Annotated in this window: 12 protein-coding genes and 1 pseudogene; 5 read left to right on the top strand and 8 right to left on the bottom strand. The window is 45.7% G+C overall.

Features of this window, described 5'->3' with window-relative positions:
• Window position 1 precedes the first annotated feature (1 nt).
• The 6 genes from ACLI1A_RS12640 to ACLI1A_RS12615 all read right to left on the bottom strand — a co-directional run bounded on the left by ACLI1A_RS12640 (window position 2) and on the right by ACLI1A_RS12615 (window position 9029).
• Entirely contained in the window at window positions 2-5527 is a 5526-nt protein-coding gene (locus ACLI1A_RS12640; RefSeq protein WP_411409037.1) for a helicase-related protein, read from the bottom strand.
• 15 nt (window positions 5528-5542) lie between these two features.
• Window positions 5543-5986, bottom strand: coding sequence for a hypothetical protein (locus ACLI1A_RS12635; RefSeq protein WP_411409036.1), 444 nt, complete (start codon window positions 5984-5986; stop codon window positions 5543-5545).
• An 11-nt stretch (window positions 5987-5997) separates the two neighbouring features.
• The gene (locus tag ACLI1A_RS12630; RefSeq protein ID WP_411409035.1) at window positions 5998-6324 is read right to left on the bottom strand and encodes a DUF4134 domain-containing protein; all 327 of its coding nucleotides are present in this window, start codon (window positions 6322-6324) and stop codon (window positions 5998-6000) included.
• 130 nt (window positions 6325-6454) lie between these two features.
• Complete coding sequence (locus ACLI1A_RS12625) at window positions 6455-6922, bottom strand: hypothetical protein (RefSeq protein WP_411409034.1); 468 nt, start codon at window positions 6920-6922, stop codon at window positions 6455-6457.
• A gap of 154 nt (window positions 6923-7076) precedes the next feature.
• Window positions 7077-8252: a hypothetical protein gene (locus ACLI1A_RS12620; protein WP_411409033.1), complete on the bottom strand. Its 1176-nt coding sequence runs from the start codon at window positions 8250-8252 to the stop codon at window positions 7077-7079.
• A gap of 81 nt (window positions 8253-8333) precedes the next feature.
• Window positions 8334-9029 (bottom strand): hypothetical protein, encoded by a 696-nt coding sequence (locus ACLI1A_RS12615; RefSeq protein WP_411409032.1) that lies wholly within the window; start codon window positions 9027-9029, stop codon window positions 8334-8336.
• A gap of 277 nt (window positions 9030-9306) precedes the next feature.
• Between ACLI1A_RS12615 and ACLI1A_RS12610 the strand changes: the two genes are divergently transcribed.
• A complete protein-coding gene (locus tag ACLI1A_RS12610) occupies window positions 9307-11010 on the top strand; it encodes a hypothetical protein (RefSeq protein ID WP_411409031.1) in 1704 nt (567 codons plus the stop codon).
• Between the two features lie 196 nt (window positions 11011-11206).
• On the opposite strand, the gene ACLI1A_RS12605 is transcribed toward ACLI1A_RS12610, so the two are convergent.
• Together ACLI1A_RS12605 and ACLI1A_RS12600 are read right to left on the bottom strand one after the other, a co-directional pair.
• Entirely contained in the window at window positions 11207-11755 is a 549-nt protein-coding gene (locus ACLI1A_RS12605) for a helix-turn-helix transcriptional regulator (RefSeq protein ID WP_411409118.1), read from the bottom strand.
• 81 nt (window positions 11756-11836) lie between these two features.
• Window positions 11837-11968, bottom strand: a pseudogene (locus ACLI1A_RS12600) (helix-turn-helix domain-containing protein); the annotation flags it as partial.
• A gap of 89 nt (window positions 11969-12057) precedes the next feature.
• On the opposite strand from ACLI1A_RS12600, the gene dinB reads away from it, so the two are divergent.
• From dinB to ACLI1A_RS12580, 4 genes are read left to right on the top strand one after another with little or no spacing between them, the layout of a single operon-like run.
• Entirely contained in the window at window positions 12058-13212 is a 1155-nt protein-coding gene (dinB, locus tag ACLI1A_RS12595) for a DNA polymerase IV (RefSeq protein WP_411409030.1), read from the top strand.
• Between the two features lies 1 nt (window position 13213).
• A complete protein-coding gene (locus tag ACLI1A_RS12590) occupies window positions 13214-16291 on the top strand; it encodes a DNA polymerase III subunit alpha (RefSeq protein ID WP_411409029.1) in 3078 nt (1025 codons plus the stop codon).
• Complete coding sequence (locus ACLI1A_RS12585; protein ID WP_411409028.1) at window positions 16288-17691, top strand: exonuclease domain-containing protein; 1404 nt, start codon at window positions 16288-16290, stop codon at window positions 17689-17691. Before ACLI1A_RS12590 ends, ACLI1A_RS12585 begins: the two co-directional genes overlap by 4 nt.
• The gene (locus ACLI1A_RS12580) at window positions 17678-18301 is read left to right on the top strand and encodes an alpha-ketoglutarate-dependent dioxygenase AlkB family protein (protein WP_411409027.1); all 624 of its coding nucleotides are present in this window, start codon (window positions 17678-17680) and stop codon (window positions 18299-18301) included. The genes ACLI1A_RS12585 and ACLI1A_RS12580 overlap by 14 nt, the downstream gene beginning before the upstream one ends.
• Window positions 18302-18390 lie beyond the last annotated feature (89 nt).

Here is an 18390-nt window from a genome sequence, read left to right as displayed (position 1 = left end):
TTTAAAATTTCATTCGGTTGTTCTTGCGCATTTGGGCGTACATTTTCTCGTCCATCCTGTTCCTTTTGGCTGGTTTTTCATCCTTCACTTCAATAGCACTTTGCCCGTTATCCGGTATTTTTTGGCTTTGATCGCCGGAAATACCATCTTCAGACTGCAACTGCTTTTCCTGTATCTTCAAGGCTATATCCCTTTCAAGAGCTGCCAATTGCACTTTCATGCCCTGTAACTCCGCTTCTTTCTCAAATGGCTTTTGACAGAGCTTTTCCAGCTTAGGGATTTGGCTGCTGATGTTTTCCACTTCCTTGGCATATTTATCACTCAGTGGCTCTGCCCGGTCAATCGCATTGAGGAAGTACCGTGCCGCCAGCTTTGGGTTGTCAATATTGGGTGCGCCCTTGTTGTAGGTGTATTTGACACCATCAACTTCGCGCTGGGCAAAAAATACGTTTGAGTATTTAAAGCTGTAACGGTCTCCCTCCCTAAACATCTCCCGTTCATGCCTGATATACAGGTTAAAACCATACAAAGAGCCAATATGTTTGCCGTCTGCCTCTCCGGGCTGTGGTGTCCACTCCCTGTAAAGCTGTATGATGAATTTGCCTACATCATCCGGGCTTGTGATGTGCCGGCCTTCCAAAAGTAGCGGGTTGGCTTTTGTGCCATCCGCATCATAGACAAGCCGGTCTTTATAAAAAAGCGCATCAGCCTGCAGTTTCTGTAATGTGGCAGTTTTCGATTCTTTCTCATTATTCAAATATTCGAGTTGGTTTTTATTAACTGCCAGTTCCTTATAATGTGCCAGGCGTAACCCTTCCAAAACGGCTACTTTCTTTTCAAGCTTTGATTTTTCAAGTAGCGAGGTATCCCCGGAAAGTATGGCGATGTACTCCGAAAAGTTCATACCGCTTTGCTCATCCATCGAACCCTCGTCGATCGTGCGGACATTCAGCTCGCAATTTTTCATCTGGCTGATGAACGTCTGCTTGTTCTTTAGAAGGTTAAACTTGTAGTTATCCAGCGACTGCTCAGTTGCATAGATGTAGTTTTGCACCTTATTTCCATAATGTTCCTTTGCGATCCAATTGCCCTGCCGTCCGCCACGTCCGTTGCGCTGCTCAAATTCTGAGGGCTTCCACGGTATGTCCATGTGGTGCATGGCCACTACGCGCTGCTGTACATTCAGCCCGGTTCCGGCCTTGTCAGTGCTGCCGATTAGTACCCGTATTTCTCCGGCATTCATTTTCCGGAACAATTCGGGCTTTTGTTTGTCCGTCCAGTCGTGGATAAAGGTTACCTCTCCCGGTAACAGGCCCAAATCCCTGACGAGTTTGTCACGAAGTGCGTCATACAAGTTAAAGGCATCAGATTTTGGTGTACCGATATCACAGAACACTATTTGTGTCCCCCTGTAAGGCGTACTGTCCTGGTAAATTTCTGCTATTTTACGGGCACAGGTATTGACCTTATTATTGGGATGGTCACTGTAACCATCATCAATCAGGCGCATGTCGGCAGCCATCTTTTTGGCGTAGTTCGTAGCAATCAGCATCCTGCCCATATCTTCTTCGCGGGTAAGGGGTGCCCGCCCGATAAGACGTGCATCACCACTCTTGGCAAACTGCATTAGCCTTTGGATAAAATCGGCCTGCTCGGGACTGGGTGGTATGTTGACAAGTGTCTCTGAAATTTCCGGGCGGTCCAGTTGTATGTGCTTTGCCGTTTTATAATCTGTAATCTCATTATAAAAAAGAGCGAGCTCCGGCACCTTGATAAAATGCCTGAAGCGTTCCTTAGCTACAATCTCATTGGTGACACTGAACTCAAAGTCTGTGGTCTTGCGCGCATACACCGCTGCCCAGGCATCAAAATTGGATATACGTTGGCGTTCCATTTCTTTCGGCCTCATATATTTGAAAATAAGGTACATCTCCGTCAGGCTGTTCGATATTGGGGTACCTGATAAGAATGTAGCACACAGGTCACTGCCATACCGGTCCTGGAGTGTGCGCACCGCGAAAAGCATGTTAAGTGCTTTTTGGCTGCCCTGCATATTGCCGAGCCCGGCCACACGGTTGTGCCGTGTGGTAAAGGTTAGGTTCTTGAACTTATGCGACTCATCCACAAATAAATGGCTGACATTCATCTCTTCAAAATCAATCCCTTTGTCCTTTTTCTCCTCCATTTCCCTCTCAAGGGTTTTGAGCTTTACATCCAGGTTATTCCTGCGTACCTCAAGCCCCTTGCGCATCTTTTTGGAGATATCGCCGCCGAGCTCGATTACTGTATCAAGGTCTTTTTCAATACTGGCGAGTTCCTGGTTAAAGATACTTTTCTGGATATCGGGCGACTGCGGCACTTTACCAAACTGGTCATGGGTCAGTATGATACAGTCCCAGTTATTATTCTTGATCTCATGGAAGAGCTGTGTCCTTCTAGAGGGGGTAAAATCATTTTCTACCGGAAACAATACCCGCGAACCCGGATAGGCCTGTTTGTAGGTCTTGGCAATCTGGCTCACATTCGACTTTAGTGCCAATATCATAGGCTTGGGCGAAATACCCAGCCGCTTCATCTCGTGCGCTGCGACCACCATGGTGAGGGTTTTACCTAAACCAACCTCATGATCTACCAGAGCGCCACGGTTTTGGATGATCCGCCAAATGGCATTTTTTTGTGAGCTGTACAAATCATCAATACCGAGTGCTTTTCGGTCCAATCCGGGAAAGGTCAGGTGGCTGCCGTCGTACTCGCGTAGGCGGTAGCAGTTGAACGTATCGTTGTACTTTTGCTCCAGTTCCTTTTTGTCGCTTTGCGGTAAATCTCCGAGCCAATTAATAAAGCCGTTACGTATGGACTCTATCTTTTGGTGGGCCAGTTGTATCGCTTCGTTATCCGGCAACCTGAACGTTTTGCCATCTACACCTTTTACCTCATAGGTAAAAAAAGGTGCAGTATTCTCAAGGGCGTGCTCCAGCATGGTATAGCCATAGGTAGTCCTGCCACTTTTAGGGGTTACCGCATACTCATTGTCCACCTTGGTATTATGTCCCATGGTTACCTTAAAGGCATCCAGCGACTCAAAGTAATTTACCTGTACCTCCGTTTCAAAGAACTCCGTGGCAAACTTCTCGTAATAGTGCTCCGGTATCCACCGCTCACCGAGGTTAAAGTCCAGCAACTCAAAACCAATTCGCTCGGGCTGAACTTTTTCGAGTGCTTCAACACTTTTATGGAATTGTATGTTGTCCGGTTCCGATTCCAAAGCTGCTTTAGCTAACTCTAATTTCTCTACCACATTGCCGCTCAGGTACTCATCCTGGGTTTCAAAATCACCTGTGGATGGGTTCAGATAAATATGGTTGCCCAACTGCTGTATAGCCTCTTCCCCTGTTAGGCTGGTCGCTGCTGTAATAAAATCCAAATCCACTTTCCCGGTTTCATTGAGCCCACGGGCAAGTGCTTCGACTACATCATCCGTATAGTAGCGTTCTTCCTTTTGTATCAGGGGAGCCGTCAGGATATCCGCTTTTACAAAATTTCCTTCCTCTTTACGCTCCAGTGAAGATAGCATCGTAATCCCAAAAGCGCTGTCTTCCATGATAAGCCTGGCATTGGAGGCATGGTTTAGTAGCCCATATTGGCGTGTAAAACCCTCGTACGCCTTATTAAGGCTTTTGCGAAGCTCCTCATCCGGTACTCCGGACTGCTCACGTGCAAACAGTATCTTGTACATATCCCTAAGCTGTACATATTGATTGAATAGCACAACATTTCCCTGGCTTGCCAACGGGTAGAAATCCGCTTCTTTCGTTTCCGGCCTGATATTACGCAATGTACCTACAGCACCATCAAGCACGACCAATGTACCCTCAGTATAAAAAGGCTTAAGTTCAAGTTCCAGTGGTTTCTCTTCTTTCAGCCTGAAGGCTTTTTCCAAAAGTGCATCGCCCTCATAGCGGTACTCATGACCGAACTTTTGCAGTTGGTTGGACACCGAAGCGATCTCATGGGTTAGAAGGCCCGCGTTCATCCAGTTGGCGGGCATCGGCTGTAACTCTTTGACATTCGCATACAACTTGTACAGGTACTGCCTGGATTTTAGCATCCTTGCGGCAACCAATATCACACTTTCATGCTCCGGGTTGTCCTGGGTGCGGATGGTGCTCAGGATACGCCCCGACTTTTTATCCACTACCGTGGCATCCATTTCATTGATGTAATCGGCTGCACGCCCCAGGCTTTCCGCAGGCAAGGTATCAAACAGGCCTAACTGTATCGGCGCGTCCATTTCCTGACGCTGCGGCATCGCCGTATAAGTAAGTTTAGGTTTTGCATCCACCCTTGGGACATAGTCTTGTAATGACTCTTCAAACTTTTTACTGCTGAGCCTTGCCTGCAAACCTTCACGTATGGTTTCGGCCAGCTTTTCTGCAATACCGTCCAAGGAACCATTTTGCCAAACCTCCTGGTGGGGCTTGCCGTACTGGTCAGTACCCGCCTTGACTTCATTGCCAACAATAAGCTCCGGACGTTCCAGCAGGTAGCGGTTAATGTCGTAAGTGCCAAAACTGTTTTCTGTTTTTACGGACTGTACCAGTAGCTTTTCATCCTCGGATAAACGTTGCTTGGCCGAGTTCTTCTGTACAATCAGCAGGTGGCTGGGTGCCTGGGTGTTGCCCGTATCGCTCATCAGGTTATCGGGCATGACACTCACACTTATAAAATCAGCATTTACGAACAGGTGTTCCCGAGCCGCATGGTTGGAAGGGCTGTCCAAAAAAGCATTGGTGGTCAAATACGCCATGACACCACCCTCGGCCAGCTTGTCCAGCCCCTTGGCAAAAAAATAATTGTGTATCCTTCCAGATAACGCCTTATCCGGGAATGCCGGATCATAAACACCGAAATTCCCAAAGGGTATGTTGCTGACTACAAGGTCATACGTGCCGTTGTCATCGGTCGGTGCTTCTTCAAACGGACTTTGGAAAGTGGTGATTGTGGAATTATTGCTGCTGTTTACAGCCGCCAATACTAAAGCACTGAGCTTATCCTTTTCCACGGCTGTTATTTGCTCCAAGGAACCAAAAACCTTCTCTGCTTCAGTAATAAAAATACCCGCACCAGCTGAGGGCTCGTAAAGTCTTTTGGGCGTAAGCCCCGCTTCCTTGAGCGTCTCGTATAAGGCCCTCGGCACTACTTCCGGGGTATAGAAAGCAGTCAGCACACTGTTACGTAATGAGCTTACAACCTCATGGTAGCCCTGCTCACCAAAAGCATCTTCAAGAATGCGGTGCAGGCGCATCATCTCGGGGTAAAGTTTCATATCGGACTTGGTCGCGCCGTTAGCGAGCCAGCCCTGCTTGTCGCCTTTTGGATAGAGTATTGGCTTGATACCCCCAAATCCCGCATAGCTTTGTAAAGCCTGCTGCATGGCATCGGTCAGCACAGCACCGTTATCCCAGGCGATAGCTGCTTCAATAGCCGCAATATTACCCTGCAATTTTTCCCTGACATTGTACGCCATAACCTCATCCTTTCATCACCATTCATGCTCCGCATACAAAAAGCCATACAAATGGCCGATCACCGCATTCCGGATATCCGGATCTCCTTCATTATGGACTGAAAAGCCCATCTCATCCAACAATTCCCTGCAATACTCCAGCATGTTAATGACCTCGCAGACCAGTATCCCCGAATCGCCATACAGCGCCGCCTCGTCGGCAAACTCTTCTTCAAAGATGCCTTTCAGGTACAAATAGCGGGATGGCTTTAAGTCCCCGGTGAGGGCATCCAGGCAGCGCGCCTGGATAAAGTATTTGGGATAATCGTCTTGCAGCATCTGGATAGCCATCGGCTGTACCCCGCGTACCTTTTCGTCAAGATATTTACTAACGGCATAATTCTCCTGTAGATCGTACATCAGCTCCGGGTTGTGCGCAACTATATAGTCCCACAACGCCTCCTTTAACAGCGTTTCCATAACGCATAACTTTACACGCCGAAGAACGACTGGATTACTGTAGCCACCACCACAAGAAAAATACAACTGCCAAACCAGGCTGCCGCCACCTTGCTCGTATCCTGGTCACCGGCATTCCATTTCTGGTACACTTTGACAGCCCCGATAAGGCCGAGCACCGCGCCAATGGCGTACATAAGGTTACAGCCCGCATCAAAATAACTGCGTACCTGGTCATTAGCCTCATTAATACCGGCAAGGCCGTCCTGTGCATTCACATGCTGTACCGTAAACAGTACCGCTACCGTCAGGGCGCAAATGATGCGGCCCCTTCTCAAAAGTTTCCTTCTCTTTTTCATACTACATTCCTTTTAGATTATACATTAAGAAAGCGGAGGGATTACGGTTGCCTCGTTCCCACAGTTTGTCACGTATCTGCCTATCGCGCCGGGATGGGCAGGCGAAATACCTCCGCTTATTTTTTAGCTACTACCAAAGTTGTCTTAAATGCTGCTCTGTAAATTGGAAAGGCAAGTTGCCACGAGCGATTTCGGATAGTATAAATTCATTGACCTGGCTTTTAAATACCGACTGCCCCAGCAAAGGATATTCAGCCAGCAATAGCCGGAGGTAATTTGTGAATTCTTCTTCCACCACTGTACTTTGTATTTCTGAAAATAACTTTTTTAGGCGCCCTATTAGGTGGTCAACTTCCTGAAAAGTATCATCTTCAAGTTCACTTATACGTATCGGTGGGGTTGTTGGCTGATCAATAAAGATATTCTCACTGGGAGTTGCCCCATCTGAAAGCCTATTGCCAGAGCCTGCCTTTTTCTTGCCGTGAAAAAATGCGAGAAGTTCAATTTTATAATATCTCAAGCCTACATAAATATACCAGGTTAGAGATACCAGGGCAAATGCAATGAGGTAATTACCCCAGGAAATAGTTGTAAACATACCTTTTCATTTTATCGTTCAACATCACGTTTGTAATATAGTAAGGTGATGTCCCGTATGTTTGGGTAACATTTACAGGACAAAGTAACGGATGAAATAAAAGCATATCAAGTACAATTTAGGGTACAACGGTAAAGTTGTACCCTAATTAAATTTACAAATCCCTGATTTTTTTTATGAGCTGCTGTAACAGATCTATTGTGCTTTCCCTGTCTTTCTCATCGAAGAGATAGGACTTGCTCCGAATGGAATCCGGCGATAAATCACTTGTTCGTAAGCTGGAAAGATGCGGAACGACAGCTTTAAAAACTGCCGAAAGTGAAGGGGCTCTTACGAGTTGCGCCTGGTCGGCTGCCCGGAGCAAGATAGCCAATTGCGTAGCTGAAAAGGTACAGACGATTTTCGGCAAAACTTTGAGATTAGGAGGGGCCAGCCCCTTATAGGCTTTACCATAGGGCAGCGCTGTACTGATTTTTCCCTCAGAAATTAATGAAAGCTGGCTCTCAAACCATCCGCTGATCATTCCTTTTATATTTTCTTTCCCATGATGCAATGCGATATGGGTGTTGCAATACAAGCGTTTGAATTTCCTGTATTTCTTACTTAAAAAAGCGGCTTGTTCCCCTGTAGTTTCTAGTGTACCGGCAAAACCGGTAAGTTCACGGGTGTAATATTCAAGGTACCCCAGGCTATTATAGTTCATGTATATAAGCAACTCATGCAATGCCTTTGGCATTTGCCCCATCTTGACAGACTTGGATAAACCTTCCATTTCCGTAATGAGTTCCTTGCGATAAAGAAGTGCACGCAAAGGCAAATGCCGGTGCCGCTTGGCATGGATAAAACGCATAATGTTCTCACGTACAAAACCATATAGCTTTTCCGCACCAGCCTCCCTATAACTGCTTTCCATTTCCTTGAGCCGGGACTTCCACTGCTTTTGAGAAAGTGAAACATAGTGGGCAGGAAGTTCAGATTCCGGATTCAGGTAAGCAGAGAAACGTTTTTCTATAAACAGCAGCATATCGTTAAGGATTTTGTGAATCCTTACAAAAAAATCCTCTCTGGATAATGCTTCCTCCTGCTCAAGGAATTCATCAATGAGTAATACCATCGCCCGATGGTATTTTTCGATGAGAAGGCATACCTGCTTTTCTTTCCTAAGCCTGAAGACAGCATTCGATAAACTCACTTTGAAGTTTTCAGACTCCTGCTGTATCTCGCCAATTATATGTTCTAAATTCGATACTGTACTGCTCATGCCAGTATCATTTGAGCCAAGCCTTGCTACAAGGCGCTCAATTTCATAGAGTAAATAGCCTTGTGCCATATCACTACTATTTATATACTATGCCTGCCAAATAAGCCAGCCTGCTCAAAAGCAGGCTGGTTCATCTTTGGCACATGGTCTTTATAATTGCGTGGCAGCCTCAAAACTCACGGAATACACTATCGATGAAGCAATGTCGTAACCGGCTCCCTGCGCATCTGCCATTATTCCCGTTATCAGCAAATCCCAATCCTTGTCTTTAGGCTTTTTACGGTAATAGGTACCATAACGCTGCAGGGAAGTCAAAGTTAAAATGAATTGTTTTTCGCTGTTGGTATATGCTGAGGAACCGACAACCTGGTTTTCAAAAGTGACAATATAATTGTAAAGGTTTTCAAAATCGACATCATGGGCATCAAGTAATCCTTCAAGAAAAGCCATCACCTGAACTTTATTTTGTGTTGAAAGCGGAAAGCCCAGGACAATATCGTCAAGTGTCGGGGCACTTTGCAATAGTTCATCCAGTTCTGTTGTAGTCGGCGGATGAAAGGAAGCGGTCTTAAAGGTATTGAATCCATTACTGGCATGGGCCAGATCGGTGACTGTCTTAAGAAGGTTCTCCTGCGAGATGCCTTTGGGTACGCCATTCATTACGCCATCCAGTACTGCATTACGCAGAGCCCCTGCATCGTCATAGGGATTAAGGGGGTTGGCTGCTTCTGATAGGGCGGCGGATTTTGCGCTGTAAGCGGCTAACGTATCGGAGTCTGTAGTTGTGTCCGGGGCACACGATACAAGCAATAGTAACGCTATTGCAAGTAATGCATTTTTTTTCATGTTTAGTAACTTTTGGATTAGTAAAAGCATCTGATGCTCCCGGGTGGCGACAAATGGCTGGACTGTTTGAATTCAGGACAAAACAAACTCAAGCACAAGAGCTATGCAAGCCTGTAATTAACAAATTCCAGAATATATGAGTGTTAAATTCCGGAATTTCATAGTGAAATATGAGCCTTTTGCTTATTATTATGGAAAATGTAGGAACGACACTTTTAATTTGCAAGCCCCTGATTATAAACCGTAAATGAGATACATGCGCTGAAAAACACCACTTATGTTACGAGTTATACTGCCTTTGTTTTGCCTTTTATTTCCGCTTTTTGCTTTTAGCCAATCCCAAAATCATAGTGCAAAAGATACGTTAATCAATTTATCATTTGCTTCTTTGCAGGAGAAGCTCGATGATGCCACAACCCAAAGCACCGCCTTTGCTTATAGCAATGCTATTATTAGAAAAGCAAAGAAATACAACAACGCCCAATACCTTGCGCAAGGATATAAAAATAAACTGCACCTGCAAGAGGCCTATCCTGTGCGCTTACAATATGCAGACAGTATGGTACAGGCGAGTAATACCCTGGATAAAAAAGCACAGGCAGCAGCTTTGCTTACAAAAGGGGCAGTCCACTATAGCGCAAGAAAACATATCCCCGCTTTGGAATGTTATTTAAAAGCAGGGGATCTTATCACAAATGATATTGAGGATCCCTTATATTTTAAAACCCTTTATTGCATCGCACAGGTGAAGTATTATTTGGGCTACTACGGCCCCGCCATAAATCTCCTACACCCACAACTTACTAATTTTAAGAAATATGAGCCGCGCGGCTATATCAATGCCCTCCATCTTATAAGCCTATGCTACAACCGCCTTGGACAATATGAGGCATGCACAGCTATAAACAGGCAAGGGATAGCAGAAGCTTCAAGGCAAGAAGAGTCAGAAATGCTACCCTATTTTCTACACAGTGAGGGGGTCAACCTCTATTTCAAAAAGAATTACACTACAGCTATCAGGCACCTTCAGAGTACACTTACTTTTCTTGAGTCCAGGGAGGATCAGTACAATATAGCAGTAGCATACTATTATATGGGCAAGATAAGGGAGGCTTTAGGTCAGGAGGATAAAGCGTTGGATTGCTTTAAAAAAGTTGTAGGGGTTTTTAACCAAACCCACTACCTGCGCCCGGATCTTTTACCTGCGTTCTCCCGGTTGATTAGCAATAGTAAAAGCAAGGGAAACATTGAAGAACAGCTTCAATATACCAATGCGCTACTCTACGCAGACAGTACCCTGCATGCCGACTACAAATACCTTGCCTGCAGGCTTTCGAAAGAATTTGACTCAAAGAAACTCCGGGAGGAAAAAGAAATGCTTAAGAAAGCATTGGCCCATAAAGGACACGAAAGTTCCATCTGGATAATAACCTTTTTCATTACCCTTGGTATGGGTCTGTATATTTGGTGGCTTATAATACAAAGCAAAAAAACAAAATTTACGGCTATGAAAGCCCCGGAGAATGAAACCGTTAAAACAAACACCTCTGCTTCAATTAAAGAAGAAGTTCTCATCGTATTGTTAGAACGCCTCAGAAAATTTGAAGCTGACAAAAAATACTTAGGTCGGGATATGAACCTTGCACGTATGGCAAAGTTACTCGATACCAATACCAAATATGTCTCCAAACTCATCCATGAACACCGCGGAAAAAAGACGCCTGATTATCTCAACGACCTGAAAATCGACTATTTGGTTCAATTGCTTGCAACAGATAAAAAAGCACGAAATTATACGCATAAGGCCTTAGCCGGTGAAATCGGCTATAGCACCACTATAAGCCTGCATAAAGCATTTCTTAACCGGATTGGAATTCCTTTTACCGAATATATGGAGGCCTTACAACAGGAAGCCCTTAGCATTACCTATCCTGAAATAAACACCAACTCCAGTGGCGCTCATCCAAGTACTCCCTTATAAAAGTGATTACGCCCGGGGCGCGTTCTCTAGCTACATCAAAGAAATGGATGTGTAAGTCCGGGAACTTATCGGCCAAATGAATAATATCAGTATATCCCCTCTGTATTAAAATCCCCCTGAAACGCAAAAGCTCCTGTTGCTCTTGTGGCAGTAGTTCCCGCTTTGTTTCAAATGCAATGCGTGTAAACATAGAAATCTATTTGTTATGGAGTTTCTTGACATCATTACGAATCTCATAGAGTAAATCACGTATGCCTTCCGGTGAAATATCATCCGGCTTGAAAGCCTTTGTATCCATACTTAAAACAAACGCCCAAATTTCCAGGATATCAAAATAGCTAACCTTGTATGGCGCGTAAAAAGGATTATCTGAACTTAAAATCAGGCTGTCGCCCTCTATGGCTGCAACCCGTTTATATACAATCCCTTCGGTTTTAGTAAGAAAAATATAAGTACTCCCTATCCTGACAGCCTCCCTGTCATCAAGATATTTTCCCACTACGAAGGAACTTTCTCGATACGGCGGCATAGAATCCCCCTCAATAGCAATAGCCCTGAAGGTACCGTCTCCCAAAAAGGGTAGCGAGATGTGTTGCAGGCTTTCTATAAACTCTGGATCGCTATAACCAGTCAGGTAGCCCGCTTTGGCTTTATGAGGCACAATTTCGATGATGCTCTCGCCTTTAAAATCTACAGTGACAGGCAGAACAATGCGGTTGTCGTCCAGTCTAATAAGGCCTTCCATATCAACTTTCCTGATATCTGTGGTTAGTAACAAGTCGATACTAACATGGTAATATTTCGAAATGCGTTTCAGTATATCATAGGGTGCCTCAGACGTCCCGGACTCGTATTTGACATACCGTGACCGCGCTATAAGAAGCGCCTCAGCCAGCTTTTCCTGCGAAATACCTTTTTGGGACCTCAGGAACCTGATGTTGTCGGAAAATAAAGACATGTGATAAATTGTTGCTATTTGGAACTGCAAATATATATTATTTTGTTGCTATCTGGTCTAATTTTGTTTCGTACAAAGAAGAATTATTTATGGAGCGTGCGATAGTACATATGGATTTAGATACTTTTTTTGTGTCTTGTGTAAGGCTGCAAAACACTAGCCTTGAAGGGATTCCCCTAATTGTTGGCGGTGGCGACCGTGGTGTAGTAGCATCCTGTTCCTATGAAGCACGCCGCTTTGGGGTACACGCTGCCATGCCCATAAAGATGGCCCTACGGCTATGTCCTGAAGCACGCATTATCAAAGGTGATATGGAGTTATTTTCTCGATACTCCCATACCGTTTCACAGATTATTGAGGAAAAGGCTCCTGTTATGGAAAAAGCTTCTATCGATGAATTTTACCTTGACATTACCGGGATGGATAAGTTCCACGGTTCCTACAAGTGGACCAACCAGCTCTCATCACTGATTACGCATGAAACAGGTTTACCCATAAGTTTTGCGCTGTCTGTAAACAAAACCGTTTCCAAAATTGCCACCGGGGAGGGCAAGCCAAAAGGCAATCTGGAAATACCCCAGGCTTTGGTGCAACAATTTTTAAATCCATTATCAATACGCAAAATCCCAATGGTGGGCGATGCGACTTTTAAACTCCTGTCCCGTATCGCGATCCGAAACATACAGACCCTCGCCGAGATGCCTGTTAACGTGTTACAGGAAATGATCGGCAAAAACGGCATTGAATTGTGGAGGAAAGCCAACGGTATTGATAATAATCCAGTGGAACCCTACCGTGAACGTAAATCATTATCTACCGAAGATACCTTTCATCAGGATACAACCGACCTGGTTTTCCTGCGCTCAGTACTGTGCACTATGGTAGAACGTTTGGCTTACCAATTGCGTAGCGAGCAGTGGCTTACTGCAAATATCACAGTAAAGATCCGGTATTCCAATTTTGATACCGAGACACGCCAGGTGAGCCTACCTTATACTTCGTCTGACCACATACTAACTAAAGCCGTATTGGAAGCTTTCGAGAAGCTCTACCAACGGCGGATGAGCCTGCGGCTTGTGGGTATCCGCTTCAGCAGGCTGGTACGGGGCTCCTACCAAATTAACCTTTTTGAAGATACCCAGGAAATGATGTCACTGTACCAGGCTATGGACAAGATCAAAAACCGTTTTGGAGCCAACGCCGTGATGAGGGGCAGCGGTATCTACCAATCTAAAGCTTTGTAAAATGTATTTGAATTGCCACTCCTTCCATAGCCTGCGCTACGGGACAATTCCCGTAGGCGATTTGGTAGCCCAGGGCAAAAGCCTTGGCGCTACGGCTATGGCATTAACTGATATCAATACAGTTACAGGTATTTACGAATTCTATAAAGCTTGTAATGAAGCAGGTATTAAACCCATTGTCGGTATGGAGTTCAGGGAGAATAATAAACTACTGTACATTGCCTTGGCAAAAAACCGTTCAGGGCTGGCAGAGATCAACCTCCACCGTACAAAATATAACCTTCAGGGATTACCCGTACCTGCTTTCGCGCCTGACTTTAGGGATGTGTTTATTATCTATCCGACAGATAACTTTCCGGAGAAACTTCGGGACTTTGAATATATCGGCCTCCGTAATGAAAAGCTTTCCGTACTGATACGCCCCGAGTGGAAAACAAGGCTGGATAAGATGGTTGTATTGCAGCCGGTCACCGTCAGGAATAAACTAGAGCATAACCTGCATCGCATCCTGCGCGCCATAGACCTCAACACCCTGGGCAGCAAGCTCACCCCGGAGGACTATTGCCGGGAGGATGAGATGATGGGGGTACAGGAGGAAATAATGGCAGGCTACAGCCAATATCCCAAAATACTGGAGAACACCTTTGCAATCATTAACGAGTGCCATTTCCACTATGAATTTGGGGTGCCCCGTAACAAAAAGCATTACACCGCAAACAGGGATACCGATCTGGAATTGCTGACGAGCCTGGCGCACCAAGGGATGGTAAAAAGGTATGGAAATGATAATATTTTGGCAAAGCAGCGCGTTGAGAAAGAACTTGCGGTCATACACCAGCTGGAGTTCAGCGGCTACTTCCTCATTACCTGGGACATTATCCGTTACAGCAATTCCATGGGCTTTTTACACATAGGCCGTGGCAGCGGTGCCAACAGCATCATTGCCTATTGCCTGGGCATTACCGACATATGCCCGTTGGAACTGGATCTGTATTTTGAGCGCTTTTTGAACCTCAACCGTAAAAGCCCACCAGATTTTGATATTGACTGGTCCTGGAAAGAACGCGATATAATACTGGACTATATCTTTAGGCGTTACGGCGCTGACCATGTAGCATTCTGCGGTACTAACGTCGAATTCAAATACAAGTCCATATTCCGGGAGGTGGGCAAAGTTTTTGGCCTGCCCAAAGAGGAACTGGACGCCCTCTCGGGAACTTCTATGGACCGGCACGATAAAAATGATGTGGTCAGGCTCGTACACCGCTATGGCATGATGATGGAAAAATACCCGAACCAGCGTTCTATGCACTCCTGTGGTATCCTTATTTCCGAAGATCCTATCACGGATTTTACGGCCCTGGAGATGCCACCCAAGGGATTTCCTATAGTACAGTTCGACATGCACGTAGCCGAAGAGATCGGATTTGACAAGTTCGATATCCTCTCACAAAGGGGGATCGGGCATATTGACGATTCGGTAAAGCTGATAAAAAAGAACCGGGGTATTACCGTAGACATACGCGATACATCCCTTTCCAAAGACGAAGCTGGATGTAATGAATTCCTGGGCCGGGGCAAAACCATCGGTTGTTTTTATATCGAAAGCCCTGCCATGCGTGGGCTGCTTAGAAGGCTAAAGTGCGACAATTATAAAGTACTGGTTGCAGCATCATCCATTATACGCCCCGGAGTAGCCCAAAGCGGAATGATGAAAGAATATATTTTTCGTCATAATCACCCGGATAAATTCGAGTATTTCCACCCGGTTTTTGAACAGCAACTGGGCGAAACCTACGGCATCATGGTCTATCAGGAAGATGTGATCAAAATTGCATTGCATTATGGCGGGCTTGCCGCTGCTGATGGGGATATACTGCGGCGTGCCATGAGCGGCAAAGGGCGTTCTAAGGCTGCGCTTCAAAAAGTGAAGGATAATTTCTTCGCCTCCTGTGCCGCCAAAGGGCATCCGGAACAATTAAGTGCCGAGATCTACCGGCAGATTGAATCCTTTGCGGGCTATTCCTTCTGCAAGGCACACTCAGCCTCCTATGCCGTGGAGAGTTACCAAAGCCTCTACCTGAAAGTACATTACCCCATTGAGTTCATGGTCGCAGTCATCAACAACCAGGGGGGCTTTTACCGCACTGAAGTCTATGTCCATGAGGCGCGCATGTCCGGGGCTTCCATCCACAATCCCTGTGTCAACAAAAGTGAGGTGGAAACCACACTCTATGGCAAGGATATCTATCTGGGATTTATGCACCTGCAGGGATTGCAGGGCGAGATTGCACGCAACATTGTAGCAGAACGCGCTGCTAATGGAAACTACAGTTCGCTGGAGGATTTTATCAACCGCATCCCGATCGGCATCGAAGGGCTGCAACTGCTGATCTACATCGGGGCTTTTCGTTCTACAGGTAAAAACAAGAACGAGCTTCTGGTCACCGCAAGGCGGATCATGATGCACTTTAAACCCGAGAACCGCCAGCCTCAACTGCTTCCGGAGCCGGTACGTGAATACAAGCTCCCGGAGCTCAGGCGTTCGCCCTTTGAGGATGCTTTCGATGAGATTGAGTTACTCGGCTTCCCGGTTTCGGTAACGCCATTTAACCTTTTGAAGACTGGCTACAGGGGCACCGTAATGGCCCGCGATTTGGTACAGCACCATAAGAAACAGGTCAAGATGCTGGCCTACCTCGTTTCGCGCAAGCATGTGCCCACCAAGATGGGTGCTATGTATTTCGGGACATGGATCGACGCTAATGGAGAGTTTTTTGATACAGCACACTTTACAGGCAGCTTAAAACAATATCCCTTTAAGGGTGGTGGTTGTTACCTGCTCCTCGGTACGGTGGAAGTAGATTACCATTTCCCAACCATTACCATATCCAAAATGGAGAAAATGCCTTTTATCACCGACCCTCGGTACAGGGAAACCGATGCCGAGAGCACCAGAACACAGGAAAAACTGCGGGAAGATGTATCCATGACCCATCGCGCTCCCTATCCTCAAGAGCAGGAAATTAACCTGCCAAGACATAAGATGTACGAAACACCGCAAAAGAAAACAGTATGAAAATGACCCAATATGCCATAGTAGATATTGAGACCACTGGCGGCAATGCCAGTGGTAGCCGCATCACCGAAATTGCCATCATTATCCACGACGGCAGCCAGGTGATTGACCGCTTCGAAACGCTGGTCAACCCGCAAAAAGAGATACCCTTGCCCATATTTGCCCTTACCGGTATTAACAATGACATGGTAAAGGATGCGCCCATCTTTGACGATATAGCCGAAAAGGTATATGAGATGCTTTCAAATCGCATTTTTGTGGCACATAATGTGAACTTTGACCATTCTTTTGTCCGCCATGAACTCAGCAGGGCCGGGCTACAGTGGACTGCCAAAAATAAGCTGTGTACAGTTCGAGCGGCACGCAAGATCAAACCGGGCCTACCTTCCTACAGCCTGGGGAACCTTTGCCGATCCCTGGATATACCTTTATTAAAGGCTCACCGTGCGGGCGGGGATGCAGATGCTACTGCTGTGTTGCTATCCCGACTGCTGCTATGGGATGTTGAAGCCGTGATAGAGAAAATGATTAAAAAGAACGCACAAGACCAGCGGCTGCCACCCAACCTGCCACCAGAGGATTTTGATGCCCTGCCTGAAAAACCGGGGGTGTATTATTTCTATAGCAGCGAACGGAAAGTCATTTATGTAGGTAAGGCAAAGAACCTGAAAAAACGCGTGGCACAACATTTCTCAGGGCACAAGATTACCCCGCAACGCCAGCACTTCCTCAGGGACATTCATGGAGTTTCATTTGAGATATGTGCCTCGGAATTTATGGCCTTGCTACTCGAATGCTGCGAGATCAAAAAGCTGTGGCCCATACATAACAGGGCATTGAAAAAATTCGATCCTAAATTCGGATTATATGAATATGAAGCGCGCAACGGTTATAAATATCTGGCCGTAGGAAAACTGGTCAAACATCAGCACTACCTTGAGATGTTCCACTCCCTGCATGAAGGAGTGGACCTGCTTCTAAAGCTTGCAGGGCAGTTTACAATTGACTACCGGTTTATCCACTATGGGGCATCTTCTGCAAAAACAGCGATTAAAGACGCTACTTCGCTACCCGATACGGAATATCACAATGATGCGGTGAGCAGGGCGCTGGACTTTCTTGAAGGTTCCCGGCCAAGCTATGCTATTGTAGATAAAGGGCGAAGCCTTGAGGAGCGCAGCTGTGTATGGGTGGAAAAAGGCCATTTTTATGGTATGGGCTATATCAGTTCTGATATAGCGATTACCTGTATTTCGGACATTAAAGAGCATGTAACACCGTATAATAGCAACGGATATATTATGCAGCTTATCAATGCCTATACTGTCAGGTATCCGGGAAAAGTTCTAAAACACGGACAAAATGAAGTAACCCGGACCTACAGCTATGACACTATTTAACGATACCGACCTTTTTACAACCGGCAGCAGCCCTAAAAAATATCTTGAGCTGCCGGATTTGGAATTAATGCAGTATGATGGGTTCATACCAAAGCAAGAGGCTGATAGCTATTATATACAATTGCTTCAGGATACACCATGGCGGCAGTACCAGATGCCGATGTATGATAAAATGGTTACGGCACCACGCATGATTGCCTGGTATGGCGAGCAGGAAGAACCAGGGGGAAATACGCTACCATGGACTCCCGTACTTTTAGCATTGCGCAGGAAAGTTGAACAGGAAACAGGGCTTAAATTCAACGCCGTGCTTTTAAACCTTTACAGGGATGGAAATGACAGTGTGGCCTGGCATTCCGATAAGGAGCAAAAGATTGGCCGCAACCCCAATATAGCATCGGTTACCTTTGGACAAACCCGGCCTTTTAAGTTTCGGCACAAAACCAATAAAGAAATTGGGCAGGTTGAGATACCATTGCATCACGGTACTTTGCTACTTATGTCCGGAACAACAAATACGTTTTGGGAACACCATATCCCAAAATCGGCAAAACGCTTACTTCCCAGGATTAATTTGACTTTTAGGCAAATTAAAATTTTACATCAATGACATAGTAATCATGTTTGGAATTCTACATGCATAAAATATTGACAATAAGGTGCTTATGACAGATAAAAGAAATATCCGTATGTCTTTCC

Origin of the sequence: Flavobacterium sp. RHBU_3, assembly GCF_046613565.1 — a bacterium.
Classification (GTDB): Bacteria; Bacteroidota; Bacteroidia; order Flavobacteriales; family Flavobacteriaceae; genus Flavobacterium.
The sequence above is the reverse complement of the archived record's forward strand: the minus strand, read 5'-3'. Positions and strand labels throughout refer to the sequence as shown.